The 24376-nt window shown below is 54.4% G+C and carries 19 protein-coding genes; 8 read left to right on the top strand and 11 right to left on the bottom strand.

Features of this window, described 5'->3' with window-relative positions; all coding sequences use genetic code 11:
* Window positions 1–5: 5 nt before the first annotated feature.
* A complete protein-coding gene (rpsB, locus tag FBY13_RS05050) occupies window positions 6–731 on the bottom strand; it encodes a 30S ribosomal protein S2 (protein ID WP_014592960.1) in 726 nt (241 codons plus the stop codon).
* A 319-nt stretch (window positions 732–1050) separates the two neighbouring features.
* Between rpsB and map the strand changes: the two genes are divergently transcribed.
* The 4 genes from map to FBY13_RS05030 all read left to right on the top strand — a co-directional run bounded on the left by map (window position 1051) and on the right by FBY13_RS05030 (window position 6085).
* The gene (gene map, locus FBY13_RS05045; RefSeq protein WP_063878471.1) at window positions 1051–1845 is read left to right on the top strand and encodes a type I methionyl aminopeptidase; all 795 of its coding nucleotides are present in this window, start codon (window positions 1051–1053) and stop codon (window positions 1843–1845) included.
* Between the two features lie 65 nt (window positions 1846–1910).
* On the top strand, window positions 1911–4559 hold the full coding sequence (gene glnD, locus FBY13_RS05040) for a bifunctional uridylyltransferase/uridylyl-removing protein GlnD (protein WP_145393647.1): 2649 nt from the start codon (window positions 1911–1913) through the stop codon (window positions 4557–4559).
* Window positions 4560–4639: 80 nt separating this feature from the next.
* Window positions 4640–5464 (top strand): 2,3,4,5-tetrahydropyridine-2,6-dicarboxylate N-succinyltransferase, encoded by an 825-nt coding sequence (gene dapD, locus FBY13_RS05035; RefSeq protein WP_145393646.1) that lies wholly within the window; start codon window positions 4640–4642, stop codon window positions 5462–5464.
* 228 nt (window positions 5465–5692) lie between these two features.
* Window positions 5693–6085, top strand: a complete 393-nt coding sequence (locus FBY13_RS05030) for a DUF3461 family protein (protein WP_063878468.1) — start codon at window positions 5693–5695, stop codon at window positions 6083–6085.
* 83 nt (window positions 6086–6168) lie between these two features.
* Here the strand turns inward: FBY13_RS05030 and FBY13_RS05025 are convergent, their stop codons facing one another.
* The 4 genes from FBY13_RS05025 to dgt form a co-directional block, all read right to left on the bottom strand.
* Window positions 6169–7380, bottom strand: a complete 1212-nt coding sequence (locus FBY13_RS05025; RefSeq protein ID WP_145393645.1) for an alginate lyase family protein — start codon at window positions 7378–7380, stop codon at window positions 6169–6171.
* Between the two features lie 31 nt (window positions 7381–7411).
* Window positions 7412–8569, bottom strand: a complete 1158-nt coding sequence (locus tag FBY13_RS05020) for a CdaR family transcriptional regulator (RefSeq protein WP_063878466.1) — start codon at window positions 8567–8569, stop codon at window positions 7412–7414.
* Between the two features lie 176 nt (window positions 8570–8745).
* Window positions 8746–10200, bottom strand: a complete 1455-nt coding sequence (degP, locus tag FBY13_RS05015) for a serine endoprotease DegP (RefSeq protein WP_145393644.1) — start codon at window positions 10198–10200, stop codon at window positions 8746–8748.
* A gap of 133 nt (window positions 10201–10333) precedes the next feature.
* Window positions 10334–11824: a dGTPase gene (dgt, locus tag FBY13_RS05010; RefSeq protein ID WP_145393643.1), complete on the bottom strand. Its 1491-nt coding sequence runs from the start codon at window positions 11822–11824 to the stop codon at window positions 10334–10336.
* Window positions 11825–11916: 92 nt separating this feature from the next.
* Here dgt and mtnN point away from each other — a divergent pair, with 92 nt between their 5' ends.
* The 3 genes from mtnN to FBY13_RS04995 all read left to right on the top strand — a co-directional run bounded on the left by mtnN (window position 11917) and on the right by FBY13_RS04995 (window position 13793).
* On the top strand, window positions 11917–12615 hold the full coding sequence (gene mtnN / locus FBY13_RS05005) for a 5'-methylthioadenosine/S-adenosylhomocysteine nucleosidase (RefSeq protein WP_063878463.1): 699 nt from the start codon (window positions 11917–11919) through the stop codon (window positions 12613–12615).
* Complete coding sequence (gene btuF / locus FBY13_RS05000) at window positions 12608–13402, top strand: vitamin B12 ABC transporter substrate-binding protein BtuF (RefSeq protein ID WP_145393642.1); 795 nt, start codon at window positions 12608–12610, stop codon at window positions 13400–13402. Before mtnN ends, btuF begins: the two co-directional genes overlap by 8 nt.
* 139 nt (window positions 13403–13541) lie before the next feature.
* On the top strand, window positions 13542–13793 hold the full coding sequence (locus tag FBY13_RS04995; RefSeq protein WP_063878461.1) for a hypothetical protein: 252 nt from the start codon (window positions 13542–13544) through the stop codon (window positions 13791–13793).
* 41 nt (window positions 13794–13834) lie between these two features.
* Here FBY13_RS04995 and erpA read toward each other — a convergent pair whose 3' ends face one another.
* Complete coding sequence (gene erpA / locus FBY13_RS04990) at window positions 13835–14182, bottom strand: iron-sulfur cluster insertion protein ErpA (RefSeq protein WP_006117744.1); 348 nt, start codon at window positions 14180–14182, stop codon at window positions 13835–13837.
* 189 nt (window positions 14183–14371) lie between these two features.
* On the opposite strand from erpA, the gene hemL reads away from it, so the two are divergent.
* On the top strand, window positions 14372–15652 hold the full coding sequence (gene hemL / locus FBY13_RS04985; protein WP_063878460.1) for a glutamate-1-semialdehyde 2,1-aminomutase: 1281 nt from the start codon (window positions 14372–14374) through the stop codon (window positions 15650–15652).
* A 31-nt stretch (window positions 15653–15683) separates the two neighbouring features.
* Here the strand turns inward: hemL and fhuB are convergent, their stop codons facing one another.
* From fhuB to mrcB, 5 genes are all read right to left on the bottom strand, one after another.
* Window positions 15684–17663: a Fe(3+)-hydroxamate ABC transporter permease FhuB gene (gene fhuB / locus FBY13_RS04980; protein WP_145393641.1), complete on the bottom strand. Its 1980-nt coding sequence runs from the start codon at window positions 17661–17663 to the stop codon at window positions 15684–15686.
* On the bottom strand, window positions 17663–18547 hold the full coding sequence (gene fhuD, locus FBY13_RS04975; protein WP_145393640.1) for a Fe(3+)-hydroxamate ABC transporter substrate-binding protein FhuD: 885 nt from the start codon (window positions 18545–18547) through the stop codon (window positions 17663–17665). Before fhuD ends, fhuB begins: the two co-directional genes overlap by 1 nt.
* A 10-nt stretch (window positions 18548–18557) precedes the next feature.
* A complete protein-coding gene (gene fhuC / locus FBY13_RS04970) occupies window positions 18558–19352 on the bottom strand; it encodes a Fe3+-hydroxamate ABC transporter ATP-binding protein FhuC (protein WP_145393639.1) in 795 nt (264 codons plus the stop codon).
* A 39-nt stretch (window positions 19353–19391) separates the two neighbouring features.
* Window positions 19392–21599: a ferrichrome porin FhuA gene (gene fhuA / locus FBY13_RS04965; RefSeq protein WP_145393638.1), complete on the bottom strand. Its 2208-nt coding sequence runs from the start codon at window positions 21597–21599 to the stop codon at window positions 19392–19394.
* Between the two features lie 197 nt (window positions 21600–21796).
* Window positions 21797–24313 (bottom strand): bifunctional glycosyl transferase/transpeptidase, encoded by a 2517-nt coding sequence (gene mrcB / locus FBY13_RS04960; RefSeq protein ID WP_109718242.1) that lies wholly within the window; start codon window positions 24311–24313, stop codon window positions 21797–21799.
* Window positions 24314–24376 lie beyond the last annotated feature (63 nt).

Below are 24376 nucleotides of genomic sequence, written 5' to 3'. Positions count from 1 at the left end.
CTTAATTAAGCGTTTTCTAAAGACGCTTCTTCAGCCTGCTCAGCCAGATCCTGAGAGCGGCCTTCGCGAACGGTGGTCGCAACGGCAGTCAGGTACAGGTTGATAGCACGGATCGCATCGTCGTTACCTGGGATAACGTAATCAACGCCATCTGGATCGGAGTTAGTATCAACGATAGCAAATACTGGGATACCCAGGTTGTTTGCTTCTTTGATTGCGATGTGTTCGTGGTCAGCATCGACAACAAACAGTGCATCCGGCAAACCGCCCATGTCTTTGATACCGCCCAGGCTGTTTTCCAGCTTGGCCAGCTCACGAGCGCGCATCAGCGCTTCTTTCTTGGTCAGTTTGTCGAAAGTGCCGTCCTGAGACTGAGTCTCAAGCTCTTTCAGACGTTTGATAGACTGACGAACGGTTTTCCAGTTGGTCAGCATGCCACCCAACCAGCGGTGGTTTACGAAGAACTGGTCGCAGCTCAGTGCAGACTCTTTGATCGCTTCGGCAGCAGCGCGCTTAGTACCAACGAACAGAATCTTACCTTTACGGGAAGAGATTTTGGTCAACTCAGCCAGAGCGTCGTTGAACATTGGTACCGTTTTTTCAAGGTTGATGATGTGAACTTTGTTACGCGCACCAAAAATGAATGGCTTCATTTTTGGACACCAGTAACGGGTCTGGTGACCGAAGTGAACACCAGCCTTGAGCATATCGCGCATGGAAACAGTTGCCATGATTACTACCTCTAGTTTAATTGGGGTTGGGCCTCCATGTATCCCATACAACCGACCTCTTTCAAGGCACCCCGGCGTATGTGTCGATACATGTGTGTTTTATTTACACATAGTGAGATTGTTGCGTTTCCCGCTGACCTTAACGGCCATACAGAGAATCGTCGGCGCGCTTTATACCATAATCACGCTTTGGACGCCAATAAATGTTCGCTAACTGGCCGCGAAGCGTTCTCTGTTTGGCAGCCCTTTTGGCTTGCTGTTAACATGAGAGCACAGCTTTCATTATTGCTGAAAATTTCAGCAGCAGCGGAATAATTTAATGGCAATCACAATTAAAACCCCCGAAGAAATCGAAAAAATGCGCGTCGCAGGCCGCCTGGCCGCCGAAGTGCTTGAAATGATCGAACCGCATGTGCAGCCCGGCGTGACCACCGGTGAACTGGACCGGCTCTGCCATGAACACATTACGCAGCAGCAACAGGCCATATCCGCTTGCCTGGGTTACCACGGTTTTCCCAAATCCGTCTGTATCTCTGTGAATGAAGTGGTTTGTCACGGTATTCCCAGTGACGATCGCCCGTTAAAAGATGGCGACATCGTGAATATCGACGTGACCGTCATTAAAGACGAGTACCACGGCGATACGTCGAAAATGTTTATTGTCGGCAAACCCACTATCCAGGGTGAGCGCCTGTGTCGTGTGACGCAGGAAAGCCTTTATTTGTCCTTACGCCTGGTAAAACCGGGTATTCGCCTGCGTGAGTTAGGCCGCGCTATCCAAAAATATGTCGAAGCGAATGACTTCTCGGTGGTGCGTGAATATTGCGGTCACGGCATTGGCAAAGGTTTCCATGAAGAGCCACAGGTGCTGCACTACGATGCCGATGACAGCGGGGTTATCCTGCAGGCGGGCATGACCTTTACCGTAGAGCCGATGGTGAATGCCGGTGACTATCGCATTCGTACTATGAAAGATGGCTGGACGGTGAAAACCAAAGATCGCAGCTTGTCGGCGCAGTATGAGCATACTATTGTGGTGACGGATAACGGCTGTGAGATTTTAACCCTGCGCAAAGACGACACCCTTCCCGCGGTGTTAGTTAACCAGGATTAATTCCACCACTGATGAAAAAGCCGGCGCTATGCCGGTTTTTTTATGGTTAACGATGAGAGCGTTGCATGAGCCTGTCGCAAGAAGTAAAAAACGGCCTGAAAGATTCGCCTGGCGAGTGGCAGGACGATCAGCTAACACGTGAAATAATCAAGCAGCGCCTTGAGGGCTTCCAGCAGCACCTGGCGGCGGCCTTTGACAGTGGTGAGGCTGTCGAAAGTCTGGTTTATGCCCGAACCCTGTATATCGATCGCCTCTTACGTCGTTTATGGCGTTTTTTTGGCTTCGACAGTATGAAATCCATCGCCCTTGTCGCCGTAGGAGGCTATGGCCGGGGTGAGCTTCATCCGCTCTCCGACATTGACGTCTTAATTCTCAGTCGTCAGCCGCTGAATGAAGCGGCCGCCCAGAGTGCCAGCGCACTGCTGACGCTGATGTGGGATCTCAAGCTGGAAGTGGGCCACAGCGTACGCAGCCTGGAAGAGTGCCTGCTGGAAGGTTTATCCGACCTGACGGTGGCAACCAATCTGATTGAAGCGCGGATGCTGACCGGCGATGTCGCCCTGTTTCTTGAACTGCAAAAAAATGTCTTCAGCGATGGCTTCTGGCCATCATCTCGCTTTTTCGCCGCCAAAATAGACGAACAGCAAGAACGCCATAAGCGCTATCACGGCACCAGCTACAACCTGGAACCGGATATTAAAAGCAGTCCCGGCGGATTACGCGATATTCATACGTTGCAGTGGGTTGCACGGCGTCACTTTGGTGCCACAACACTTGACGAAATGGTGGGATTTGGCTTTCTGACAGAAGCCGAACGCAGCGAACTGAACGAGTGCCAGTCGTTTCTTTGGCGGATTCGTTTCGCGTTGCATTTGTCTCTGCCGCGTTACGATAACCGCCTGCTGTTTGATCGCCAACTGAGCGTTGCTCAGCGCCTTAATTATCAGGGCGAAGGCAACGAACCGGTCGAGCGCATGATGAAGGATTTTTATCGCGTCACGCGTCGTATCAGCGAACTGAACCAGATGCTGTTGCAGCTGTTCGATGAAGCCATTCTGGCGCTCTCCACTAACGAAAAACCCTGTGCCATTGATGATGACTTTCAGCTTCGGGGCAACCTGATCGATCTGCGTGATGAAACCCTGTTTGACCGAGAGCCCCAGGCGATTATGCGCATGTTCTACGTCATGGTGCGCAATCAAAATATCAAAGGCATCTACTCCACCACGCTGCGCCGCCTGCGTCATACTCGCCGTCACCTCAAGCAGCCGCTGTGCCAGTTGCCTGAAGCACGGCGCTTATTTATGTCGATCCTGCGTCATCCTGGTGCGGTCAGTCGCGCCCTGGTGCCCATGCATCGCCACAGTGTGCTCTGGGCTTATACGCCGCTCTGGGGCCAGATCGTCGGACAGATGCAATTTGACCTGTTCCACGCTTATACCGTCGATGAGCACACTATCCGGGTGTTACAGAAGCTGGAGAGTTTTGCCAATGAAGCGACGCGTCCACAGCATCCTTTATGCGTTGAGCTGTGGCCGCGCCTGCCCCAGCAGGAATTACTGCTCATGGCGGCGCTGCTGCACGACATCGCGAAAGGACGCAACGGCGATCACTCTGTTCTTGGTGCCGAGGACGCGCTGGCGTTCGCCGAGATGCACGGCCTTAACTCGCGTGAAACGCAACTTGTCGCCTGGCTGGTGCGCCATCATCTGTTAATGTCCGTGACGGCTCAGCGCCGCGACATTCAGGACCCCACGGTGATTCAGCAGTTCGCCGAGGTCATGCAGAACGAAAACCGACTGCGTTATCTGGTGTGCCTGACGGTCGCTGACATCTGTGCCACCAATGAGAGCTTATGGAACAGCTGGAAACAAAGTCTGCTGCGTGAACTGTTCTTTGCTACCGAAAAACAGCTACGCCGCGGTATGGAGAACAGCCCGGATCTGCGCGAGCGCGTGCGCCATCACCGTCTGCAGGCACTGGCACTGCTGCGCATGGACAACATTGATGAAGAGCGCTTACACCATATCTGGAACCGTTGTCGCGCCGACTACTTCCTGCGCCATACGCCCAATCAGATCGCCTGGCATGCCCGTCATTTACTGGTGCACGATCTTAATCACCCTCTGGTGCTGGTCAGCCCGCAGGCGACGCGCGGCGGCACCGAAATTTTTATCTGGAGTCCGGATCGTCCACACCTGTTTGCCGCCGTGGCAGGCGAACTGGATCGTCGCAATCTCAGCGTGCATGATGCGCAAATTTTTACCAGCCGCGATGGCATGGCGATGGACACGTTCATCGTGCTGGAGCCGGATGGCAGCCCGCTGTCGCCCGATCGTCATGCGCTGATCATTCAGGCGCTGGAGCAGGCGATTACCCAGTCAGAATGGGTGCCACCGCGGACCCGTCGCCAGGCCGCCAGGCTGAAACACTTCAACGTGGATACCGAGGTGAATTTCCTGCCAACGCACACCGATCGTCGCAGTTATCTGGAGCTGGTGGCCCTGGATCAGCCGGGGTTACTGGCGCGCGTGGGCGAAGTGTTTGCCGATCTTGGCGTCTCTCTGCATGGCGCACGTATCAGCACCATCGGGGAGCGAGTCGAGGATTTGTTCATTTTAGCGAATAGCGAACGCAAGGCACTGGACGAGGAAATGCGTCACACGTTGCAACAACGGTTGACAGAGGCCCTTAATCCAAACGATAAAGTGTGACCCGCTTCAATTTGTGAACATCAACTTTTTACCCGTGCCGGTCACTGGCTGGCACCACAAATGACAGATCAGGAAAAAATATGCAACAGTTACAGAGTGTTATTGAATCTGCCTTCGAACGTCGCGCTGACATCACCCCGACCAGTGTCGATACGGAAACTCGCGAAGCGATTAATCAGGTTATCGCTAAACTGGACAGCGGTGAGCTACGCGTTTCTGAAAAAATCGAGGGTGAATGGGTAACGCATCAGTGGCTGAAAAAGGCCGTTCTGCTCTCTTTCCGCATCAATGACAATCAGGTGATGGAAGGGGCTGAAACCCGTTTTTATGACAAAGTACCGATGAAGTTTGCCGACTGGGATGACGCGCGCTTTAAAGCAGCGGGCTTCCGCGTTGTACCGCCTGCTGCGGTACGCAAAGGTGCCTATATTGCGCGTAACACGGTGTTAATGCCTTCCTATGTAAATATCGGTGCCTATGTTGACGAAGGCTCCATGGTAGATACCTGGGCGACCGTCGGCTCCTGTGCGCAGATTGGTAAAAACGTGCATTTATCCGGTGGCGTAGGAATCGGTGGTGTCCTTGAGCCGCTGCAGGCCAACCCAACCATTATCGAAGATAACTGCTTTATTGGTGCACGTTCTGAAATTGTTGAAGGCGTCATCGTTGAAGAAGGCTCCGTCATCTCAATGGGCGTTTACATCGGTCAGAGTACCAAGATTTACGACCGCGAAACCGGAGAGATCCACTATGGTCGCGTACCTGCCGGTTCTGTCGTCGTCTCGGGTAATCTGCCGTCTAAAGATGGTAGCTACAGCCTCTACTGTGCAGTGATCGTGAAAAAGGTCGATGCGAAAACCCTGGCGAAAACCGGTATCAACGAACTGCTGCGCACTATCGACTAATTTGTCGGACTGTCGGACGGGCTGCACCAGACAGCCCGTCATCTTTTGTTTACAGCTGTTACGGGTAATGTTGTTTTTCTACGCGAACCAACAGGTGCGTTTACTTTTCATCCAGGTCATAATTCGCGCCAGTTAAATCCTGTTGCGCACTGATTCATGTTATTTATGTCTATAGTCATTAAGTCATGAACACTTCTGCGCGCTTATTCATTTGGTGGAAAAAACGTTATGTATGACAATATTAAGAGCTTAGGCATTAGTAACCCTGAGGATATCGATCGCTATAGCCTGCGTCAGGAAGCGAATAACGATATTTTGAAAATTTATTTCCGCAAAGATAAAGGTGAATTCTTCGCCAAAAGCGTGAAATTTAAATATCCTCGTCAGCGTAAAACCGTCGTTGCCGATAACGCCTCTCAGGGCTATCGTGAAGTGCAGGAAATCAGCCCGAACCTGCGTTATGTTATTGATGAACTGGATCAAATCTGTCAGCGCGACCAGGTTGAAGTCGATCTGAAACGTAAAATCCTCGATGACCTGCGTCATCTTGAAGGTGTGGTTTCTCATAAGATCGCGGAAATTGAATCCGATCTGGAAAAACTGACCCGCAACGGTCGTTAATTATTTCAGACAACGATAAGGCCAGCCGTATGTGGTGGAATTCACCTCACGCGGCTGGCCTTTTTTATTGTCACCCTGCCCGATTAGTGCCTGAGCAACCACACGTCGCGCACCACCTCGGCAGACGCATCACGCCATACCACGTGATTGATCCAGGATTGGTAACGATCTGACTTGAGTGTGGTGTCCGCCAACAGCAGCAAGGGAATTAACCGTTCGCTGTTTCGTTCGCGCGTTTTCCACGGCCAGTGACGTGCCGGATCGCTGAAAGGCGCCATATAATCCAGCGCGGTCAGCAGTGAGCCGCCCTGTTTATTTTTATAATGCCAGAGATCGCCCTCTCCCCGCTGGGAAGCCAACGCCGCCATTGCGGTCAGCGCCTGTAAATTAAAGAAGCTGTAATGAAAAGAACGGGTTCGGGCCAGTTCAAGCGGTTGAGTTCCCTCACGCTCTATTTGCCCGTCAATCTTGCTTTTGGCCAGGGCAGTCATGTCTGCAATCACCGCACGGTTGTCCAGATAAGCGGCAATGCCGGCAACCTGAACACTGTACCAACTACCGTGGTTATTGGGCGCATTCCGCTCCTGTTGCGCCAGCTTGCTGGTCTGCAACCAACTGAGATAGTCGCTGAACCAGCGATGCAACGCCGCCTCGTCGCTATTCCGCCAGCCGGGCGACTGACGCAGCAATATCAGCGCATCAACCATGCGGGTTGCAAAATAGCGCCCGTCCAGTACGCCATCATGACGACCCGCGGTTCGACCCGGAATGCCCTGCGCATAGTTCAGGTTTGGGTTCATACGACGGGCAGGATCGATAAACCAGTGGCGGATCATGGATTGTGCCTTGCTGGCGTAGCGCGCATCCCCTGAAAAGAACCATGCCAACGCCAGTGCCTGCACGTCTGCGCTAAATCGCGCCAGGCGCACGCCGTCGGTTTGGTCGTTTTTGGTATCAGGATTCACCTCACCATCCCGACGTATCCAAGGTAAACCCGTTTTCTGCCGGGCGTCCGGCCACCAATAGGCGCTCAGGCTGAGATAATCATGCCGCGAGCCGCTGGGTGGTATCAGACCTTTGTCCATGACGCTGGGGTCAGGCTGACTGAGCGCCTTATCCGCCTGACGTTGCAACTGACGCCAGGCCTGTTCGGTCAGTGCATCTGCCTGATGCTTCTGGAGTGCCTGTCGGGTTTTCACTAACGCGTCAGCAGACAGAAAAACCAGGTTGTCAGGCCGTGCCTGGCAGGTGAACGTGAATATCAGCAGGCAAAGTGTTAAAAACAGTGTACGCATCTGGGGTTCCTCCCGGTTACGGTGAACAGCCTCAGCCCTGCTCATCCAACTGTAATGCAATATACAGCAGTAACCGGTCGTCAAAATGGCCAATGTTCAGTCCCGTCAATTCAGCAATGCGATTGAGGCGGTACTCCAGAGTATTACGGTGGATAAACAGCGCCCGCGACGTGGCACCGGGCTGCACGTTATTGCTGAACCAGGCGCTCAAAGTGCGCCGCAGTAAGCCATTGCTGTCCATACTTTTCAGTTTTTCCAGCGGACGCGCCAGTTCGTTTGCCTGCCAGCCACCGCGCAAACTGTCCAGCAAGACCGGGAGCATCAGGTCCTGATAAAAGTAGCTGCGTACGTCTGGCATACGCTGCTTTCCCACCACCATGGTCGTGTGCGCGGTGCGATAAGAGCGGGCAATGCTGCCCGGGCCGGTGAAGAAGTTGCCCAGTGCAATACGCATTCGCAGATGACCGCTTTCGTTCATACGCTGCATGAGCTGTTCAACCCGCCGCCGGTGATCGTACTGGTCGTAACGTCCGTGTGCGTTTAAGGCGGGCTTCAGTACCACCATTTCGGTCAACGACACAATGGCTATCAGGTTATCCCTGACAGGCGTTGTCAGTAACGTTTGCAGCTGTTGTAACTCAGACATGGCGCTGTCCACGCCTAACTGCCCGCTGTCGACTTCGATAACCGCCACAACGCGGGGCTGATTAAGATCGATCCCCAGGCGCTGAGCCCATTCCGTCAGTTGCGGCGTCAGCTCATCACTGCGAATCAGGTTAAGCACCAGCTCTTCACGCAGGCGGCTGTCCTGAGCCAGCATATGTAACAGCCGTGCCTGCTCCAGCATCATCTCTGCCGCCATACAGACCAGCTCACCATAGTGACGGAGTGCACCCGGCTCGCCTGTCAGACCAATTACGCCAACGATCGCCCCGTCAATGCGCAGCGGAAGATTAATGCCCGGCCGCACGCCATGCAGATGCCTTGCCACGGCATCATCAATATCCACGATGCGTCCCTGAGACAACACCAACAGCGCGCCCTCATGCAACTCGCCAATGCGCTCCCTGTCGCCGCTGCCAATGATTCGTCCACGTGCGTCCATGACGTTGACATTACCATCAATGATTTTCATGGTGCGCGCGACAATTTCCTGCGCCAGCCGTGCGTCGAGATGACAGGTAGCCATCCTTTACTCCTGAGTCATATAAGAGGGAGAACAGGATAGCGGTGCGTCACGCGCAGAACATTATGCATTCGCCCATAGCCGCGGCGGCGTTAACAGAAATGCGGCAGGCATCACATTTGTGATTTGTGGCATAAAAAAGGCGGACCGAAGTCCGCCTGCTAAACACAAGACTGTGATTACTGCATCAGCAGATAAAGCGAGGTATCGCCGCGTTGCACGTTCAGCGCCAGTACCGGTGGTTTGGTATCCAGGATCTTACGCAGTTCCCCTAAGTTGGTTACCGGCTGCTGGTTGACGCCAAGAATCAGGTCGCCTTTTTTGAGACCCACTCGTGCCGCAGCACTGCCTGCTTTTACGCTATCGACCCGAACCCCTTTCTCTTTGCCTGCGTTGTTGCTCAGATCCGCACCTTCAATGCCCGTGTAAATCGTCGCGGACTGCACTTTGTCCTGTGTGCTCTGCTGCAACTGCACAGAGACATCCAGTGGTTTACCGTCACGCAGCAGGCCCAGCTTCAGCGTAGTGCCCACCGGTAACGATCCCACTTCGGCACGCAGTGAGGCAAAGCTGGTCAATGGCTTGCCGTTCATGGAAACGATCACGTCTCCGGCTTTAATGCCGCCTTTTGCTGCGGCTGAATTTGGCACCACCTGGCTGACGAACGCGCCGCGTTGCGCATCGACTTTCATCGCTTTAGCCAGTTCAGAATTAAGCTCGGTCCCCATGATACCCAGCTCGCCGCGTTTCACCTGACCATATTCCACCATCTGGGCGGTCAGATTTTTCACCATGTTGCTTGGGATGGCAAAACCGATACCAATGTTGCCTCCGTCCGGAGCCAGAATAGCGGTATTAATACCGATCAGCTCTCCGTTGAGATTGACCAGGGCACCACCCGAGTTACCGCGGTTAATCGCGGCATCGGTCTGAATAAAGTTTTCATAGTTCTCAACGTTCAGACCACTACGTCCTAACGCGGAGACAATGCCCGATGTCACGGTTTCGCCCAAGCCATAGGGGTTACCGATCGCCACGGTATAATCGCCAACGCGTAAATTGTCGGAGTCAGCCATTTTGATCGCGGTCAGATTCTTCGCGCCTTCCAGTTGAATCAGGGCGATATCGGAGCTGGGGTCCTTGCCGATCACCTTAGCATCGTAGCTACGGCCGTCGCTCAGTTTGACCTGGATTTTCGTCGCATCATTGACCACATGGTTATTGGTCACCACATAGCCTTTTTCTGCGTTAATAATGACGCCTGAACCCAACGCTTTAAATTTTTGCTGCTGCGTATCAGGACCGGCAGGCGCACCGCCGCCGCTGCCACCCGCGCCCTGACACAGGGGCGAGCCCATGAACGGCGAACCGTCCTGGCAGAAAGGCGAATTATCGCCAAAAAATTGCTGGAACTGCTGTGGCATCCGCGGCGTTTTGACCGTGGTGCTTCCCTCAACGCTGATGCTTACAACCGAAGGCATCACCTTCTCCAGCATTGGGGCAAGGCTTGGCAACGGCTGGGTCGTGAAGGATGAAACGGAAGATGACGTTTCTGCAGCGAAAGCACTCACAGGGGTCAGTGCCATGCCAAGACTAAGCGCCAGGGCGCTTAACATTAACGAGGTTTTTTTCATTTTGGTATCTCACAATGATGGATATACTGACCATTGCTGTGGTCGAATGTTGAGATAAATGTTTTAGCGCGAAGTTCCTCTAAAAGTTTTAGGCAAAGGTAAAAATTTATTCGCGCTCTTTACAATTCTCGGCTTATTCCACCGCCATCAAACGACGGTACTCATCCCAGGCATAGAGATCGGTCATGCCACTAATGTAGTCCTGAATTAAGCGAAACCGATAATACCGCTCCCATAATAAACGCTCATATTTATGTTCAACAACCAGCGTGCGCATTTTATGCAAATAGGCTTTCCTGTGTTTTCCAGAAAGCTTATGAAACAGGCGCGTTTCAATCGGGTGATTGCGTAAAAAGTCTTCGTTTATCAGCGTAGTGAAAGCTTCATAATTTAACATCATCAGCGGCTGATATATTTCCAGCAAACCTTTGATAACCCGGTAACCCTGGAGTTCCAACTGTTCAACCTCAGAGTGATTAAACACCTGCTGACGCGCAACGGTTTTAAATATTTGTAGTAAACGGCCCTCTTCACCCTCATCTTCTAATAACGCATGGTTGAATTTTCCATCAAAAATAGCGGGCAGGTTATCAATAAAACGCTTAACGGCATAGGTGACCAGAACATTCTGAACATTAACCCGGAGTGACATGAAGAATTGATCGCTACGGCTGCGGCGTTTTTTACTTCCCGCCTCGCGCCAGGCTTCGCCTACGGTGCGGCTGAACGCATCATTATTATTTATCGTCCCCCAGGCTTTGCTGAGATATTCATACAAACTGTCTACATTGAAAATGGCTTTTTCGACGGCATCATCCAAATCGGCAATACAATATGAAATGTCATCAGCCGCTTCCATGATATAGGTCAGGGGGAAACGATGATGCTCCGTCAAATTGGTGGCCGCACGGAGGTCGCGGATATATTCCCGTTCAGAGAGATAGAAACCCGGTTTTTTCATTAAGACGCTAAATTCAGCCGGTTTCTCGCCCTGCCACCATGCCGGCGCGGTATATTTTAGAATACAGGCAACCTGGGAATAGCTCAGGTTAAGCTCCAGCAGCGTGTGCACCATGCGAATGGCCTGAGCATTGCCTTCAAAATGGCATAAATCCTGACGAATCATGGCGTTCATCTGGTCAAACGCATGGCGCTGCTCATCAGTTTCTACCCCAGCTACCAGCGGATCGACCAGCTCGGCAGCCAGATTATCTTCAAACCAGTCGTTAATGGCGGCTTCGCCGAAATGGCCAAACGGTGGATTACCCACATCATGTAGCAGGCACGCCATTTCGACCAGGCTTTCAAATGCTCCTTCCATGTCTTCCAGTCCATATTTTGCCAGTCCACCCTGCGTTTTTAGCGTTTGCAGAATCTCTTTACTGATATATCGACCGGTTTGCTGCACTTCAAGCGAATGCGTCAGGCGGGAACGTACTGCGGCGTTACGCTCCAACGGGAATACCTGCGTTTTTTGTTGCAGTCGGCGAATAGCCGCCGAATTAATGATGCGTCCGCGATCGCTTTCAAAATGGCGGGTAATAAAATATTCGCCTTGCGGATCTTTACGGTTGCTATAAGGGCGAGTGAAGCTGATCTTCGTCCTGAAATTGATCGCTGCCATACATGTCCCCGTATTTTTTCGTGAAATAATCCCGTCATTGCCATGATAGACTATGCCCGATTTTTACATTCATTACATTAGCGAGACGCAAAATGAAAGCAGGCATCATTGGCGCAATGGAGCAGGAAGTTACCCTGCTGCGTGACAAAATTGAAAATCGCCAGACCCTGTCTCTGGCGGGTTGTGAAATTTACACAGGCACACTCAATGGTGTCGAGGTTGCGTTGCTGAAATCAGGCATCGGTAAAACCTCAGCCGCTCTCGGCACAACGCTGCTGCTGCAATTATGTAAACCCGATCTGGTTATTAACACCGGCTCCGCGGGCGGTTTAGCCCCTACGTTAACCGTGGGCGACATCGTGGTGTCTGAAGAAGTGCGCTATCACGATGCTGACGTCACGGCGTTTGGCTATGAACCAGGCCAGATGGCGGGTTGTCCTGCCGCCTTTACGGCTGATAGTAACCTGATTGCCGAGGCGGAAGCCTGCATAAAGCAGCTAAACCTGAACGCCGTACGCGGTCTGGTGGTCAGTGGCGATGCCTTTATCAATGGTTCAGAACCCCTGGCACGCATCCGTGCGACCTTCCCGCAGGCCATTGCGGTTGAAATGGAAGCGACCGCCATCGGCCACGTCTGCCATCAGTTCCAGGTGCCTTTTGTGGTCGTCAGGGCGATTTCCGACGTTGCCGATCAGGAATCCCACCTGAGCTTTGACGAGTTTCTAAGCGTCGCCGCCAGACAGTCATCATTGATGGTTGAAAATTTGCTGGCCCGCCTGGCTCGTGGCTAAACACCTGCTGTTTTGCTGGCTGCTGCTGTTGAGCAGCAGCCTGTTTGCTGCCCCGTCCCGCGTCATCACCCTTGCCCCGCACCTGACTGAACTGGCCTTTGCCGCCGGGATTACCCCGATTGCGGTCAGCGCATGGTCCAGTTATCCCGCTGAGGCGAAAAAAATTGAACAGGTTGCTAACTGGCAGGGCATTAATCTCGAACGTATTTTGCAGCTTAAACCCGATGTGGTACTCGCGTGGCGTGGCGGTAACCCGCAGCGTCAGGTGGATCAGCTGCGGCAGCTCGGTATTAACGTGGAATGGGTCGATGCCTCAACGCTGGATGACATGATTGATGCGCTGGCGGGATTAGCAACGTGGAGTCCGGACCCGCAACGCGCCGCGCAAGCCGCCGGGCAACTGCGAAAGCAGGAAGCCGCACTGCGACAGCGCTATAGCCAACAGCGCCCTGTCCCGGTCTTTCTGCAGTTTGGCTTTTCACCCATGTTTACCGCGGCTAAGGCGACGCTGCAGAACGACGTCATCAGGCTGTGCGGCGGGCAGAATATCTTTGCTGACAGTGCAGTCAGTTGGCCTCAGGTGAGTCGTGAACAGGTGCTGATGCGCCATCCTCAGGTCATCATTACCACCGGCGATGCCCAACAGGCGAGTCAGACTGCGCAATTCTGGCTGCCACAACTTAGCGTCAGAGTCATTGCCCTTAACGACGACTGGATCAGCCGCCCGGGGCCGCGCATCCTGTTAGCCGCATATCAGCTTTGTAAAGCCCTGCATCCAGTTAAATAATGCTGCAGACTGGCGTGCGTAACGCTATAAATTAAAGAAATCACCCTTACTGCCGTTAATTTTAGATATGAGACACGTGCCACGTAAGCCCGATGTCCTTTTTAGCGCTCAGCGCTTTTTACTACACCAGGTATTTAATATGACCAAAGCCCTGCTTCTGGCCATAGGGCTTGTGATCGCGCAACAGGCATTCGCGGGATCGACGACCGGCTCTATTAACGTCAGACTCGTCATCTATTCACGTTGTGAAATTAACACTTCAGTGGGTCAATCTGTGCCGCAGGTTGAGTGTGGTCGTCAAATCAGCGCACAGCCGCGCGTGACGCAAACGGTGCTAAAACGCCAGGGGAGTAGGGGAACCAGCGATCGGCTGGTGACCATTGAATGGTAAACGAGGCCGCCGGGTGATGGCGGCTCGCTAATCAGATGCTATCAGATGCTAAATGACGACCCGCAGCCGCAGGTGGTTTTGGCATTGGGATTGGTCACGATAAAGCGCGATCCTTCCAGCCCTTCAGTGTAATCCACAGAACCGCCCACCAGATATTGCAGGCTCATGGGATCAACCACCAGCGAAACGCCCTGCTTCTCGATGGTCATATCGCCGTCATTCATTTGATCGTCGAAGGTAAAACCATACTGAAAACCGCTGCAACCACCACCAGTGATATACACACGCAGCTTCAGCGCCGGGTTATCTTCGTCAGCAATCAGATTCTTAACTTTGTTGGCTGCTGCGTCGGTAAACTGCAACGGCAGTGCTACTACTTCATCACTCATGTGTTACTCCGTAAACGCCCGGGTCAGAAAACGACCTCAATGTTGCTATTATCTGCCAGCGACCCGACGCAATCAAGCTCTCAGCTTCGCACTCTGTGCCGGATTCACCTGGTTAATTATAGCGGCCTTTCGTCTGCCGCCCCTCTTCCGTAGAATAGCCCGATATTTTATGAACTGCTGGAGCCGAAAATGAGTAAGTCTGAAGAACTGTTCGCTGAAGCACAACGCCTGATTCCCGGCGGTGTGAACTCGCCGGTACGTGCGTTTACCGGTGTGGGCGGCGTTCCGCTGTTCATTGAACATGCTGACGGTGCATATCTTTATGACGCCGATGGTAAAAAATACATCGATTATGTCGGTTCATGGGGCCCCATGGTGCTGGGACATAATAACGATGGCATCCGTAATGCCGTGATTGAGGCAGCCCAGCGCGGCCTGAGCTTTGGTGCGCCAACTGAGATGGAAGTCACCATGGCGCAGCTGGTGTGTAAGCTGGTCCCCAGCATGGAAATGGTGCGGATGGTGAACTCCGGTACCGAAGCCACCATGAGCGCGATTCGTCTGGCGCGGGGTTTTACCGGGCGCGACAAAATCATTAAATTTGAAGGTTGCTACCACGGTCATGCCGATCACCTGCTGGTGAAAGCCGGTTCCGGTGCCTTGACGCTGGGGCAACCTAATTCCCCTGGCGTGCCTGCCGATTTTGCAAAGCATACGCTGACCTGCACATACAACGATCTCGATTCGGTTCGCGCGGCGTTTGAACAGTATCCGCAGGCTATCGCTGCCATTATCGTCGAACCCGTTGCCGGGAATATGAACTGTATTCCGCCCCAACCCACGTTTTTACCGGGCCTGCGCGCGCTCTGTGATGAGTTTGGCGCGCTGCTGATTATCGATGAAGTAATGACAGGTTTCCGCGTTGCGCTGGGTGGCGCGCAGGCACATTACAATGTGAAACCGGATCTCACCTGCCTCGGCAAAATCATCGGTGGTGGCATGCCTGTCGGTGCCTTTGGTGGCCGTCGGGAGGTGATGAATGCACTGGCACCGACCGGCCCGGTTTATCAGGCAGGGACGCTGTCCGGTAACCCTGTCGCCATGGCTGCCGGTTATGCCTGCTTAACCCAGATTGCCCAGCCGGGCATGCATGACAAGCTGAACAGCCTGACGTCACAGTTAGCACAGGGACTGGTTGAGGCGGCAAAACAGGAAAATATTCCTGTCGTCGTGAATCAGGTTGGCGGCATGTTTGGCCTGTTCTTCACCGATGCCGCGAGCGTCACCTGCTATAAAGACGTGACGCAGTGCGATGTTGAACGCTTTAAGCGCTTCTTCCATTTGATGCTCGAAGAAGGCGTTTACTTTGCGCCCTCCGCCTTTGAGGCCGGCTTTATGTCGCTGGCGCACAGTGCAGAGGATATTCAGCACACCATCGATGCCGCGCGTCGCTGCTTCGCTAAGCTGTAAGGTGACAGACCGGCAAACGCCGGTCTTTTTTTTAACGTGAACGCCGCAGCAACCAGATAAAATAGGGCGCGCCTAAAAAGGTTGCCATCAATCCTGCCGGAATCTGGTTTGGAAAAGCCACCATTCGCCCGCACCAGTCAGCAACCACCATTAAACCTGCCCCGAGCAATCCAGACAGTAACAGCTGCGGTAGCGCCCGCCGGAAGCCCAGCATGCGCGCCATGTGCGGTGCCATCAGTCCCACAAAGCTCAGAGGCCCAATCGTCAGCGTGGCGCAGGCTGTTAAGGCCGCAGCCAGCAGCAGCAGTGCCAGACGCGAGGCGGTGAGTGCCATTCCGGCCGAGCGCGCCGTCGCGCTGCCAAGCGGCAACAGCGTGAGCCAACGGCTGGCCAGCGGCGCTAATGACACCAGCACCACCGCACAGACAGCACTTTGCAGCGCCTGGGTGGCACTGACGTTATAAGTGGAGCCGGAGATCCAGGTCAGTAACCCCGACATCCGGGGATCGCCACTGGCCATCAACAACATCAGGATGGTGACAAAGGCACTGTTTAACGCCATCCCGGCCAGCAGCATGCGTTCAGGGGAAAAACCGCCGCGACTGGCCACCAACATAATAATCGCCAGCGTCACCGCCGCGCCCAGCGCACCGGCGGGTAACAGGAATGCCAGCGCATTGCCGGGCACGAAGAACAACATCACGACTGCGCCGCAGGCCGCGCCGGAACTGATGCCCAAGACTTCAGGGCTGGCCATCGGGTTACCCGTGAGTCGCTGGATCAGGCTGCCGGCAACGCCAAGCATTAAGCCTACCTCCAGGGCCGCCAGCACACGCGGTGCGCGCCAGGGCAGCAGCTGCTGTAGCAGGTCACCGCTGGTCCAGATCCAGCCTTGCGCATCCCGTCCAAACGCCAGACACAGCCATGCCAGCATGCCTAACAGCGCTAAGCCGATCAGGCTCCAGCGCAGAACGTGATGGCGTTCGACCGGAACCTTGTCGCCCTGATCCAGTGCGGGTGGAACGGAACCGGTTCGCAGACGCGGCAACAGCCACAGCAGAATCGGCACGCCCAGGAGCGCCGTCACCGTGCCGGTTGAAACCTCGCGCCAGTGCGTCGTAAGCCACAGGACGCAGGCATCAGCCAGCCACAGCAGCAATGCGCCAATCAGCGGGGCCAGTAGCATGCGGCTCAGCAAGCGGCGTCCACCGAGCAGCCTTGCCAGCAGCGGCGCGAACAAGCCGATAAAACCAATGATACCGGCGACGCTCACCAACTGTGCGCTAAGCAATATCGCCAGCACCAGAATCGCTAACCGGGTAGCGGACAGGGCCAGCCCGAGGTTTTTTGCCACGCCATCGTCCAGCCCCATGAGCGTCAGCGGCCTCAGCAGCGCCAGTGACAGTACCAGCGCCAGCATCAGGCGCGGCCAGAGCTGGGTAACACTGTCCCAGCTCATCTGGTTCAATGCGCCTGTGCTCCACAGAAACATATTTTGCAGTTGGTCGTGATTGAAGATGGCGAAGATCTGGTTAACAGCACCGCTGTAAAGACTGAGGACCAGCCCGGCCAGGATCAAGGTTACGGGTGACAGGCGTTTGCTCCAGGCCACGCTAAATACCAGCGCCCCCACCAGCAACGCACCACCCGAGGCGGCAAGCTGCTGGGTAACGACTCCGCCCGGCAGGTGCCACAACGTGGCGACGGTAATTCCCAGTTGTGCGCCGGATGAAACGCCTAATGTTCCCGGTTCCGCCAGAGGGTTACGCAGAACCTGCTGAAACAGCAGTCCCGCCAATCCCAGACCGGCCCCCACCAACAGCGCCAACGCCCAGCGCGGCAGCAAACTGTAGTGAAACACCATCTGTTGCACATTCGTGGTATCAGGTGCCCACAGGGCCTGTGTCCATTGCCCTATGGGCAACGCCTGCTGAAAGTTTATTGCGGTGAGCGCCAGCGCCAGTAAAAACAGTACGCCCAGCACGGTGACAGAGAAAAAACGATAGCGCATCAGACTTTCTCCAGCGCATGTTCCAGCACGCGTACAAAGTGCAAGGCAGAAAGTGTTGCCCCGTAATACCAGACCGCCGGTACGCGTTGAAAATGGCCGCTGTGGACAAAAGGCATTGCCTGCCACAGCGGGCTGCGTGACAGCTGCTGCATAACAGCCGCATTGTCATGATCGAAGCAGATGGCTTCCACGTCGTGAAACGCCGCCAGCCGTTCCAGGCCAATCACTGAACTTCCCCAGAAATTGGTTTCGCCCTGCCAGGCGTTCTGCAGACCCAGCAACGCCATGACCTCAAGGAATAAGCTGTTTTTACCGAAGGTGATGGCATGGCGACTGTCAAGCAGTGACATCAGCAGGATGGCACGTCCGGCATGCGGTGCCAGACGCTGGCGCGCCGCGGCGATTTCCTCGTCCATGCGTTGCAGGTGCGCGGCGGCCTGGGCTTCCCGCCCCAGCCTGGCGCCGAGGGCCTGCAGAGAGACACGCGCCCGGGAGAGCGGTTTACCGTCGCCGCCGTGCAGGTCAAACCCCATAATCGGCGCAATACGCTGGAGTTTTTCTTTAGGCGGTCCATAACCGTTTGAACAGAGAATCAGTGAGGGATGCATCTGGGTCATCAGTTCAAGGTTAGGCTCGGTACGCAGCCCAACATCCACCACGCCGGCAGGCAAGGCTGGCTGCCCAACCCAGATATTATAATTATGCACATCGGCGACCCCAAAGGGCTTAACGCCTAACGCCAGCAGCAGCTCGGTGGGTAACCACTCCAGCGCGATGATGCGATCGGGATTGGGATCGGGCTGCGCCGCCTGGAGTGAAAAGGGGCTCATCAGTGGCGATAACGCCATCGCCATCATCAGGCGACGGCGGAACAAATCGGGCATTATCGGGTCCTTAACACACAAAACTCACCGGCGCACCGCCGCCGGGATGGGGGAAGATCCCCATTGGAATACCGTAAATCGCCTGCAAAACGTCCGCCTGCATAATGTGGTCCGGCCCGCCTTCAGCGATAAGCGCGCCACCGCGTAATGCCACCAGATGGTCACAGTAACGGGCAGCCATATTGATATCGTGTAATACCGTAATAACGGTTAAGCCATGCTCCCGGCTCAGCGTCTGAATCAGGGCCAGCACATCAACCTGATGGGCGATATCCAGGGCGGAAGTGGGTTCATCCAGCAGCAGACAGCGGCTGTTTTGCGCTACCATCATCGCCAGCCAGGCACGTTGCCGTTCGCCGCCCGATAAGCTGTCTACCAGCCGTGAGGCAAAAGGCGTTAACCCCACGCGCGAAATCGCCTGCTCAACGCGGTCGCGGTCCTCCTGAGTGAAACGCCCCAGCGCCCCATGCCAGGGATAGCGCCCAATGGCCACCAGCTCGCGCACCGTCATGCCTTCTGCAGCCGGCAGTTGCTGAGGTAAATAGGCGACCTCACGGGCAAATACTTTGCTGTTCAGGCTATCCACGGGCCGTTCATTCAGGAGCACCCGGCCTTCGCTGGCCGCGTGATGCCGCCCCAGCATTTTTAACAGCGTGGATTTTCCCGAACCATTGTGACCAATCAGCGCGGTTACTTTGCCTGGTGTAAAAGAGAGAGACAGCGGCTGGAGAAGCGTGCGACCGGGTACACGAAAGCTGGCATTATCCAGTTGGAAGGTCGTCTGTTGGTGCTGCGGAAGCTGCATGGTAATCCCTGTAAACGGGCGCCGAAGCGCCCTCATCGATCAGAACCGGAACGTGGCGGTGCCTACAATCTGCCGTTCTGCGCCCCAGTAGCACGCATATTCACGGTAACAACTGGCAACGTAGTCGCGGTTAAACAGGTTATTAACGTTAACGCCTACCGTTGATCCAGGCAAACCAAAACGTCCTAAATCATATTTCAGCGCAGCATCGACGGTGGTATAACCCGCCACGCTAAAGTTCTGGTTGGCATCAGGACCGTTGCTATACAGCCCCTGACTTTCGCCCACGTAACGGACGCCCGCGCCGACCGTGACGCCTGACAGCGCGGTTTCGTGGAAGGTATAGTCACTCCACAGTGACGCCATGTGTTTGGGCACCTCAACCGGGGTCTTGCCCTGAAGTTGGGTATCTTCCGTATATTCGGCATCGGTATAGGTATAAGAGGCCGTCAGGTTAACGTTGGCGTTCAGCGCCGCTTTCGCTTCGAGTTCAACACCGCGAGAACGGATTTCGCCGCTCTGGATGCTGGCAAAAGGATGCAATGGATTGGGATCTGCCGTCAGATTTTTAGTCTTAGTCAGCTCATAAACTGCGGCCGTCATAACTATTGGACGATCTTTCGGCACATATTTCACACCTGCTTCATACTGCTTAGCACGTGAAGGATCGAACGCATTACCTTCATAAGTCGAGCCAGCATTAGGAAGGAACGCTTCGCTGTAACTGAAGTAAGGTGCAATGCCGTTATCAAATACGTAATTCAGTCCACCGCGCCAGGTGAAGGCCTGATCGTTCTGACGATCAAGATTACCGTTGTAGCGGTTGTAAACTGACGTCATGGCATAGTCGTAGCGGCCACCTAATGTCAGGATCCAACGATCCCATTCCATTTGATCCTGCGCATAAAGACCTGTCTGGCGCTGTTTATTTAAGTGCTTGTAGGGTTCAGCATAGGGCGAAGTCGTATCATTGCCATATTGCGGGTTAAACGGATTTAACGCTGTTGCCGTACCGAACTGTGCGTCAATATCATTACGGGTACGCTGGAAATCAACGCCAAGCAATAAGGTATGAGCGAGTTCACCGGTGGCAAATTTAGCCTGTACCTGATTGTCCACAGCAAACTGGTTCAGCTTCTCTTTGGAAAGTGCTGAATTGCGCGTAATCAGCTGCGTGTCCGGATTATAACCAAAGCCGTAAATACTGCGGTAATCCGTGGTTAATTCGGCATAACGCAGGTTCTGCCGCACCGTCCAGGTCTCATCAAAACGGTGCTCAAAGCTGTAGCCCAGCATTTTGGTATTGCGTGAGATGCGGTTGCTCTTCTCGCCCTCATCAAAGTTGGTCGGCAGTTTGTACTGGCTGCCATCAGGCCGGGTGATCGGCACCACGGTCCCTTCACGCGGGAGCCAGCCGTAGTAGCCGGTATCCGGCTCGTTCTGGAAATAGGTCAGCAGATCAAGACGGGTATTTTCATCTGGTCGCCAGCTGAATGAAGGCGCGATGGTATAACGCTTCTGCTTGTTATTCGCCTGCTGGGCATCCTGGCTACTGGCCAGGCCTGTCAGTCGGTAGCTGTACACGCCTGCGTCGTCTATTGCGCCGCCAAAATCGAAACCGGTGGAGTAAAGGTTATGGTTGCCCATCTGGAACTGGACTTCGCGCAGCGTTTCCTGAGTGGGACGCTTGCTGACTAGAGCGACGACACCGCCGGGATTGCTTTTACCGTACAGCACGGAAACCGGACCGCGCAGCAGTTCAGCCCGCTCCAGAAAATAGGGATCGATAGCGAATTCAGAGTAGTTGTCACCCTGCAGCTTCAGCCCATCGAGATACTGATTGGTGTTGGTTTCGCTAAAGCCGCGAATCGACAGCGCGTCAATGACTGCGGAACTGCCGCGGTTGCCGGTCAGTACACCAGGCGTATAGTTAAATGCCTGCTTGACGCTGCTGACGCTGCGCATGTCCATTTCTTCACGCGTGACCACGGAAACCGACTGCGGGTTCTTTTCAATCGGCGTATCCGTTTTGGTGCCGGTGGCGCTGCGTTTCGCGGCGACGGTCGGTGCCGGGCCCCACGGACTTTCCTGCGCAACAGCGGCACCGCCGTTTGCTGAAACCACCACCGTTTGTTCGGCGAAGGCCAGGGGAGTTGCGCCACTGGATATCAGCGCAATCATCAGTGCCAAAGGACGAGGGGTAAACGACCCTGGTGTGAAACCAAAAGTGGTGGTGCGCGCAGTCATGAAGGTGTCTCTCAAATGGGGATGATTAAGCGAATCGAAACGATAATGATTATTATAACGGTTCGATAATATGCGAAGTGCAACAATCTCTGCAAGCAGAATTCCCTACTGTGGCGCTGTTTGTAGCCTGTTTACAGCGTATTTATCAGGCATAAAAAAAGGCACCGAAGTGCCTTCTTTTCACTGCTTTTGACCCGTTACTTGCCGAACATGTCTTTTATCCAACCTGCAACGCCATCGCTGTCTTTTTGCTCCTGCTGTTGCTGCTGTTGCAATTGCTGCTGTTGCTGTTGCTGCTGCATTTGCTGAACCTGTTGCTGCTGTTGCTGACACAGTGCATTCGGGTCCAGTGCCCAAACCGGCAATGAGCGCCAGGTACTGCTGCCTGAGCCACAAACAAAGTTGCCCGCTGAGTCGATATTCATCATCGTCACGTCTTCCGGCGGCGTCAGTTGCAACGGCATCGGTGCCTGGTTATCAAGATAGCGACGGTAGATCTGCATCGCACCGCTGGCACCGTACAGCTTGGTCGGCTGGTTGTTATCACGCCCAACCCAGGTGATCGCCACTTCTTTACCATCGACACCGGCGAACCAGCTGTCTATCAGGTCGTTAGTGGTCCCTGTTTTGCCCGCCAGATGCGCATTAGGGAAGCGAGCGCCCAGGGCGCGTGCCGTACCGTGATCGGCAACCTGCTGCATCGTGTACAACGTTAAATAGGCAGCCTGCGCTGGCTCTACCCGTTGCGCCTGCGGGAAGCTCTGGTACAGCACCGTTCCGTCTTCGGCAATCACGGAACGCACCGCTGACAGGTCCGCACGATTCCCTCCGCTGGCAATCGACTGAAACGCCTGGGCCACTTCAATCGGCGTCAGGTTGAGTGCGCCCAGCAACATTGCCGGCACCGGGTTGAGCTGATCTTTAGGTACACCCAGTTTGGTCCAGGTATCCACCACCGCATTCAGCCCCAGCGTCATGCCAAGATTCACCGTCGGCACGTTCATGGAGTTGGTCAACGCATCCACCAGCATGACTTTGCCACTGAAGCGGCGGTCGTCATTCATGGGTTTCCAGATGCTGCCATTGGGCTGTTTCAGCGCAATAGGCTCATCGGCAATCCAGCTATTGAGTCGATATGTATTTGGCTGGCTCAGTGCGGTGAGATAGGTGGCCGGTTTTGCCAGTGAACCAATAGAACGGCGGGCCTGTAACGCACGGTTATACCCGGCGAACTGCGGATCGGCCCCGCCGACCATCGCGCGGACTTCACCGCTGAAACGGTCAACGACCACCATCGCGGTTTCCAGATCTTTCAGACCGCGCTGTTTTTTCAGGGTTGGAATGCCGTCGATAACCGCTTTTTCAGCCGCATCCTGCGAGACCGGATCTAAGGTGGTGAAAATTTTCACCCCCGACAGATCTTTAACCTTGTCACCGAGTTTTGCCTGAAGTTCATTACGCACCATCTGCATAAACGCAGGCTGTGGCGTAATCACACCGCCTTTCGGCTGCACGCCTAACGGACGCGCCGACAGCATGTCATACAGTTCCTGGTCGATGACTTTCTGCTGCTGCAACAAGCGCAGCACCAGATTGCGTCTTTCCAGTGCCAGTTTCGGGTTACGCCAGGGGTTATAGAGCGAAGCGCCTTTTACCATGCCGACCAGCATTGCCTGCTGATCCAGACTCAGCTCATCCACCGGACGGCCAAAGTAGTAAAGGCTGGCCAAAGGGAAACCACGAATCTGATCGTTACCTGCCTGACCGAGATACACTTCGTTAAGGTAAAGCTCCAGAATGCGATCTTTGCTGTAACGCGCGTCCATGATCACGGCCATATAGGCTTCACGCGCTTTACGCCACAGCGAACGCTCGTTGGTCAGGAACAGGTTTTTTACCAGCTGCTGAGTCAGCGTACTGCCACCCTGAACCGCCTTACCTGCCGTGATATTCGCGACAAAGGCACGGCCAATGGAGTACGGGCTGATGCCATCATGCTCATAAAAATGGCGATCCTCGGTGGCGATTAACGTATCGACCAGCAGATCCGGGAAGCCCGCACGGGGCACGAACAGGCGCTGTTCACCATTAGGCGACTGCAGCATGGTGATCAGACGCGGATCAAGACGGAAGAAACCAAAATCGCGCCCGGTTTCAACGTTTTTAATCTCGCTGAGTTCATCTTTGCTAAAGGTCATACGGGCATGAATCTGCCCCTCTTTGCTGTCCGGGAAATCAAATGGACGGCGCAACAGTTCGATAGTGTTGCCCTTAACCGAGAACTCACCCGGGCGCGTAATACGTGAAACTTCACGGTATTGTGTGCCTTCAAGCAGGGCGACCATTTCGCTTTTGTTGTAGGCCATGCCGGGTTCAAGGCTGACCATACGACCATATACGGTTGCGGGCAGTTGCCACACTTTACCGTCAATGCGGCTGCGAATTTCCGAGTCGAGGTATACGCCCCACGCGGCCATTACCACCACAAATACCAGGAACAGCTTAATTAACCATCCCAGCCAACGGCGTTTGCCGCGCGGCGGTTTTCCACCTTTACCTTTACGTGGCACCGGCGCTTCCTCCTCGTAGTCATCATCAAAATCGTCCTGAGCAACATCGTCATCGATGTCTCTGCGCCGCCCACGGCGGGCGCTGCTGCGCGGAGGCAGCGCTTTTCCTTTGCGCCCAATAGGTTCGCGATCGTTCCCAGACATTCGTTTTATTCTCCAGGCATAGCTTACGGCTGCGCCGCTACTCTAACTGCTTTCTTCACTGTC

The sequence above is a fragment of the Pantoea sp. SJZ147 genome (assembly GCF_007828605.1).
Taxonomy (GTDB): Bacteria; Pseudomonadota; Gammaproteobacteria; order Enterobacterales; family Enterobacteriaceae; genus Pantoea; species Pantoea allii.
The sequence above is the reverse complement of the archived record's forward strand: the minus strand, read 5'-3'. Positions and strand labels throughout refer to the sequence as shown.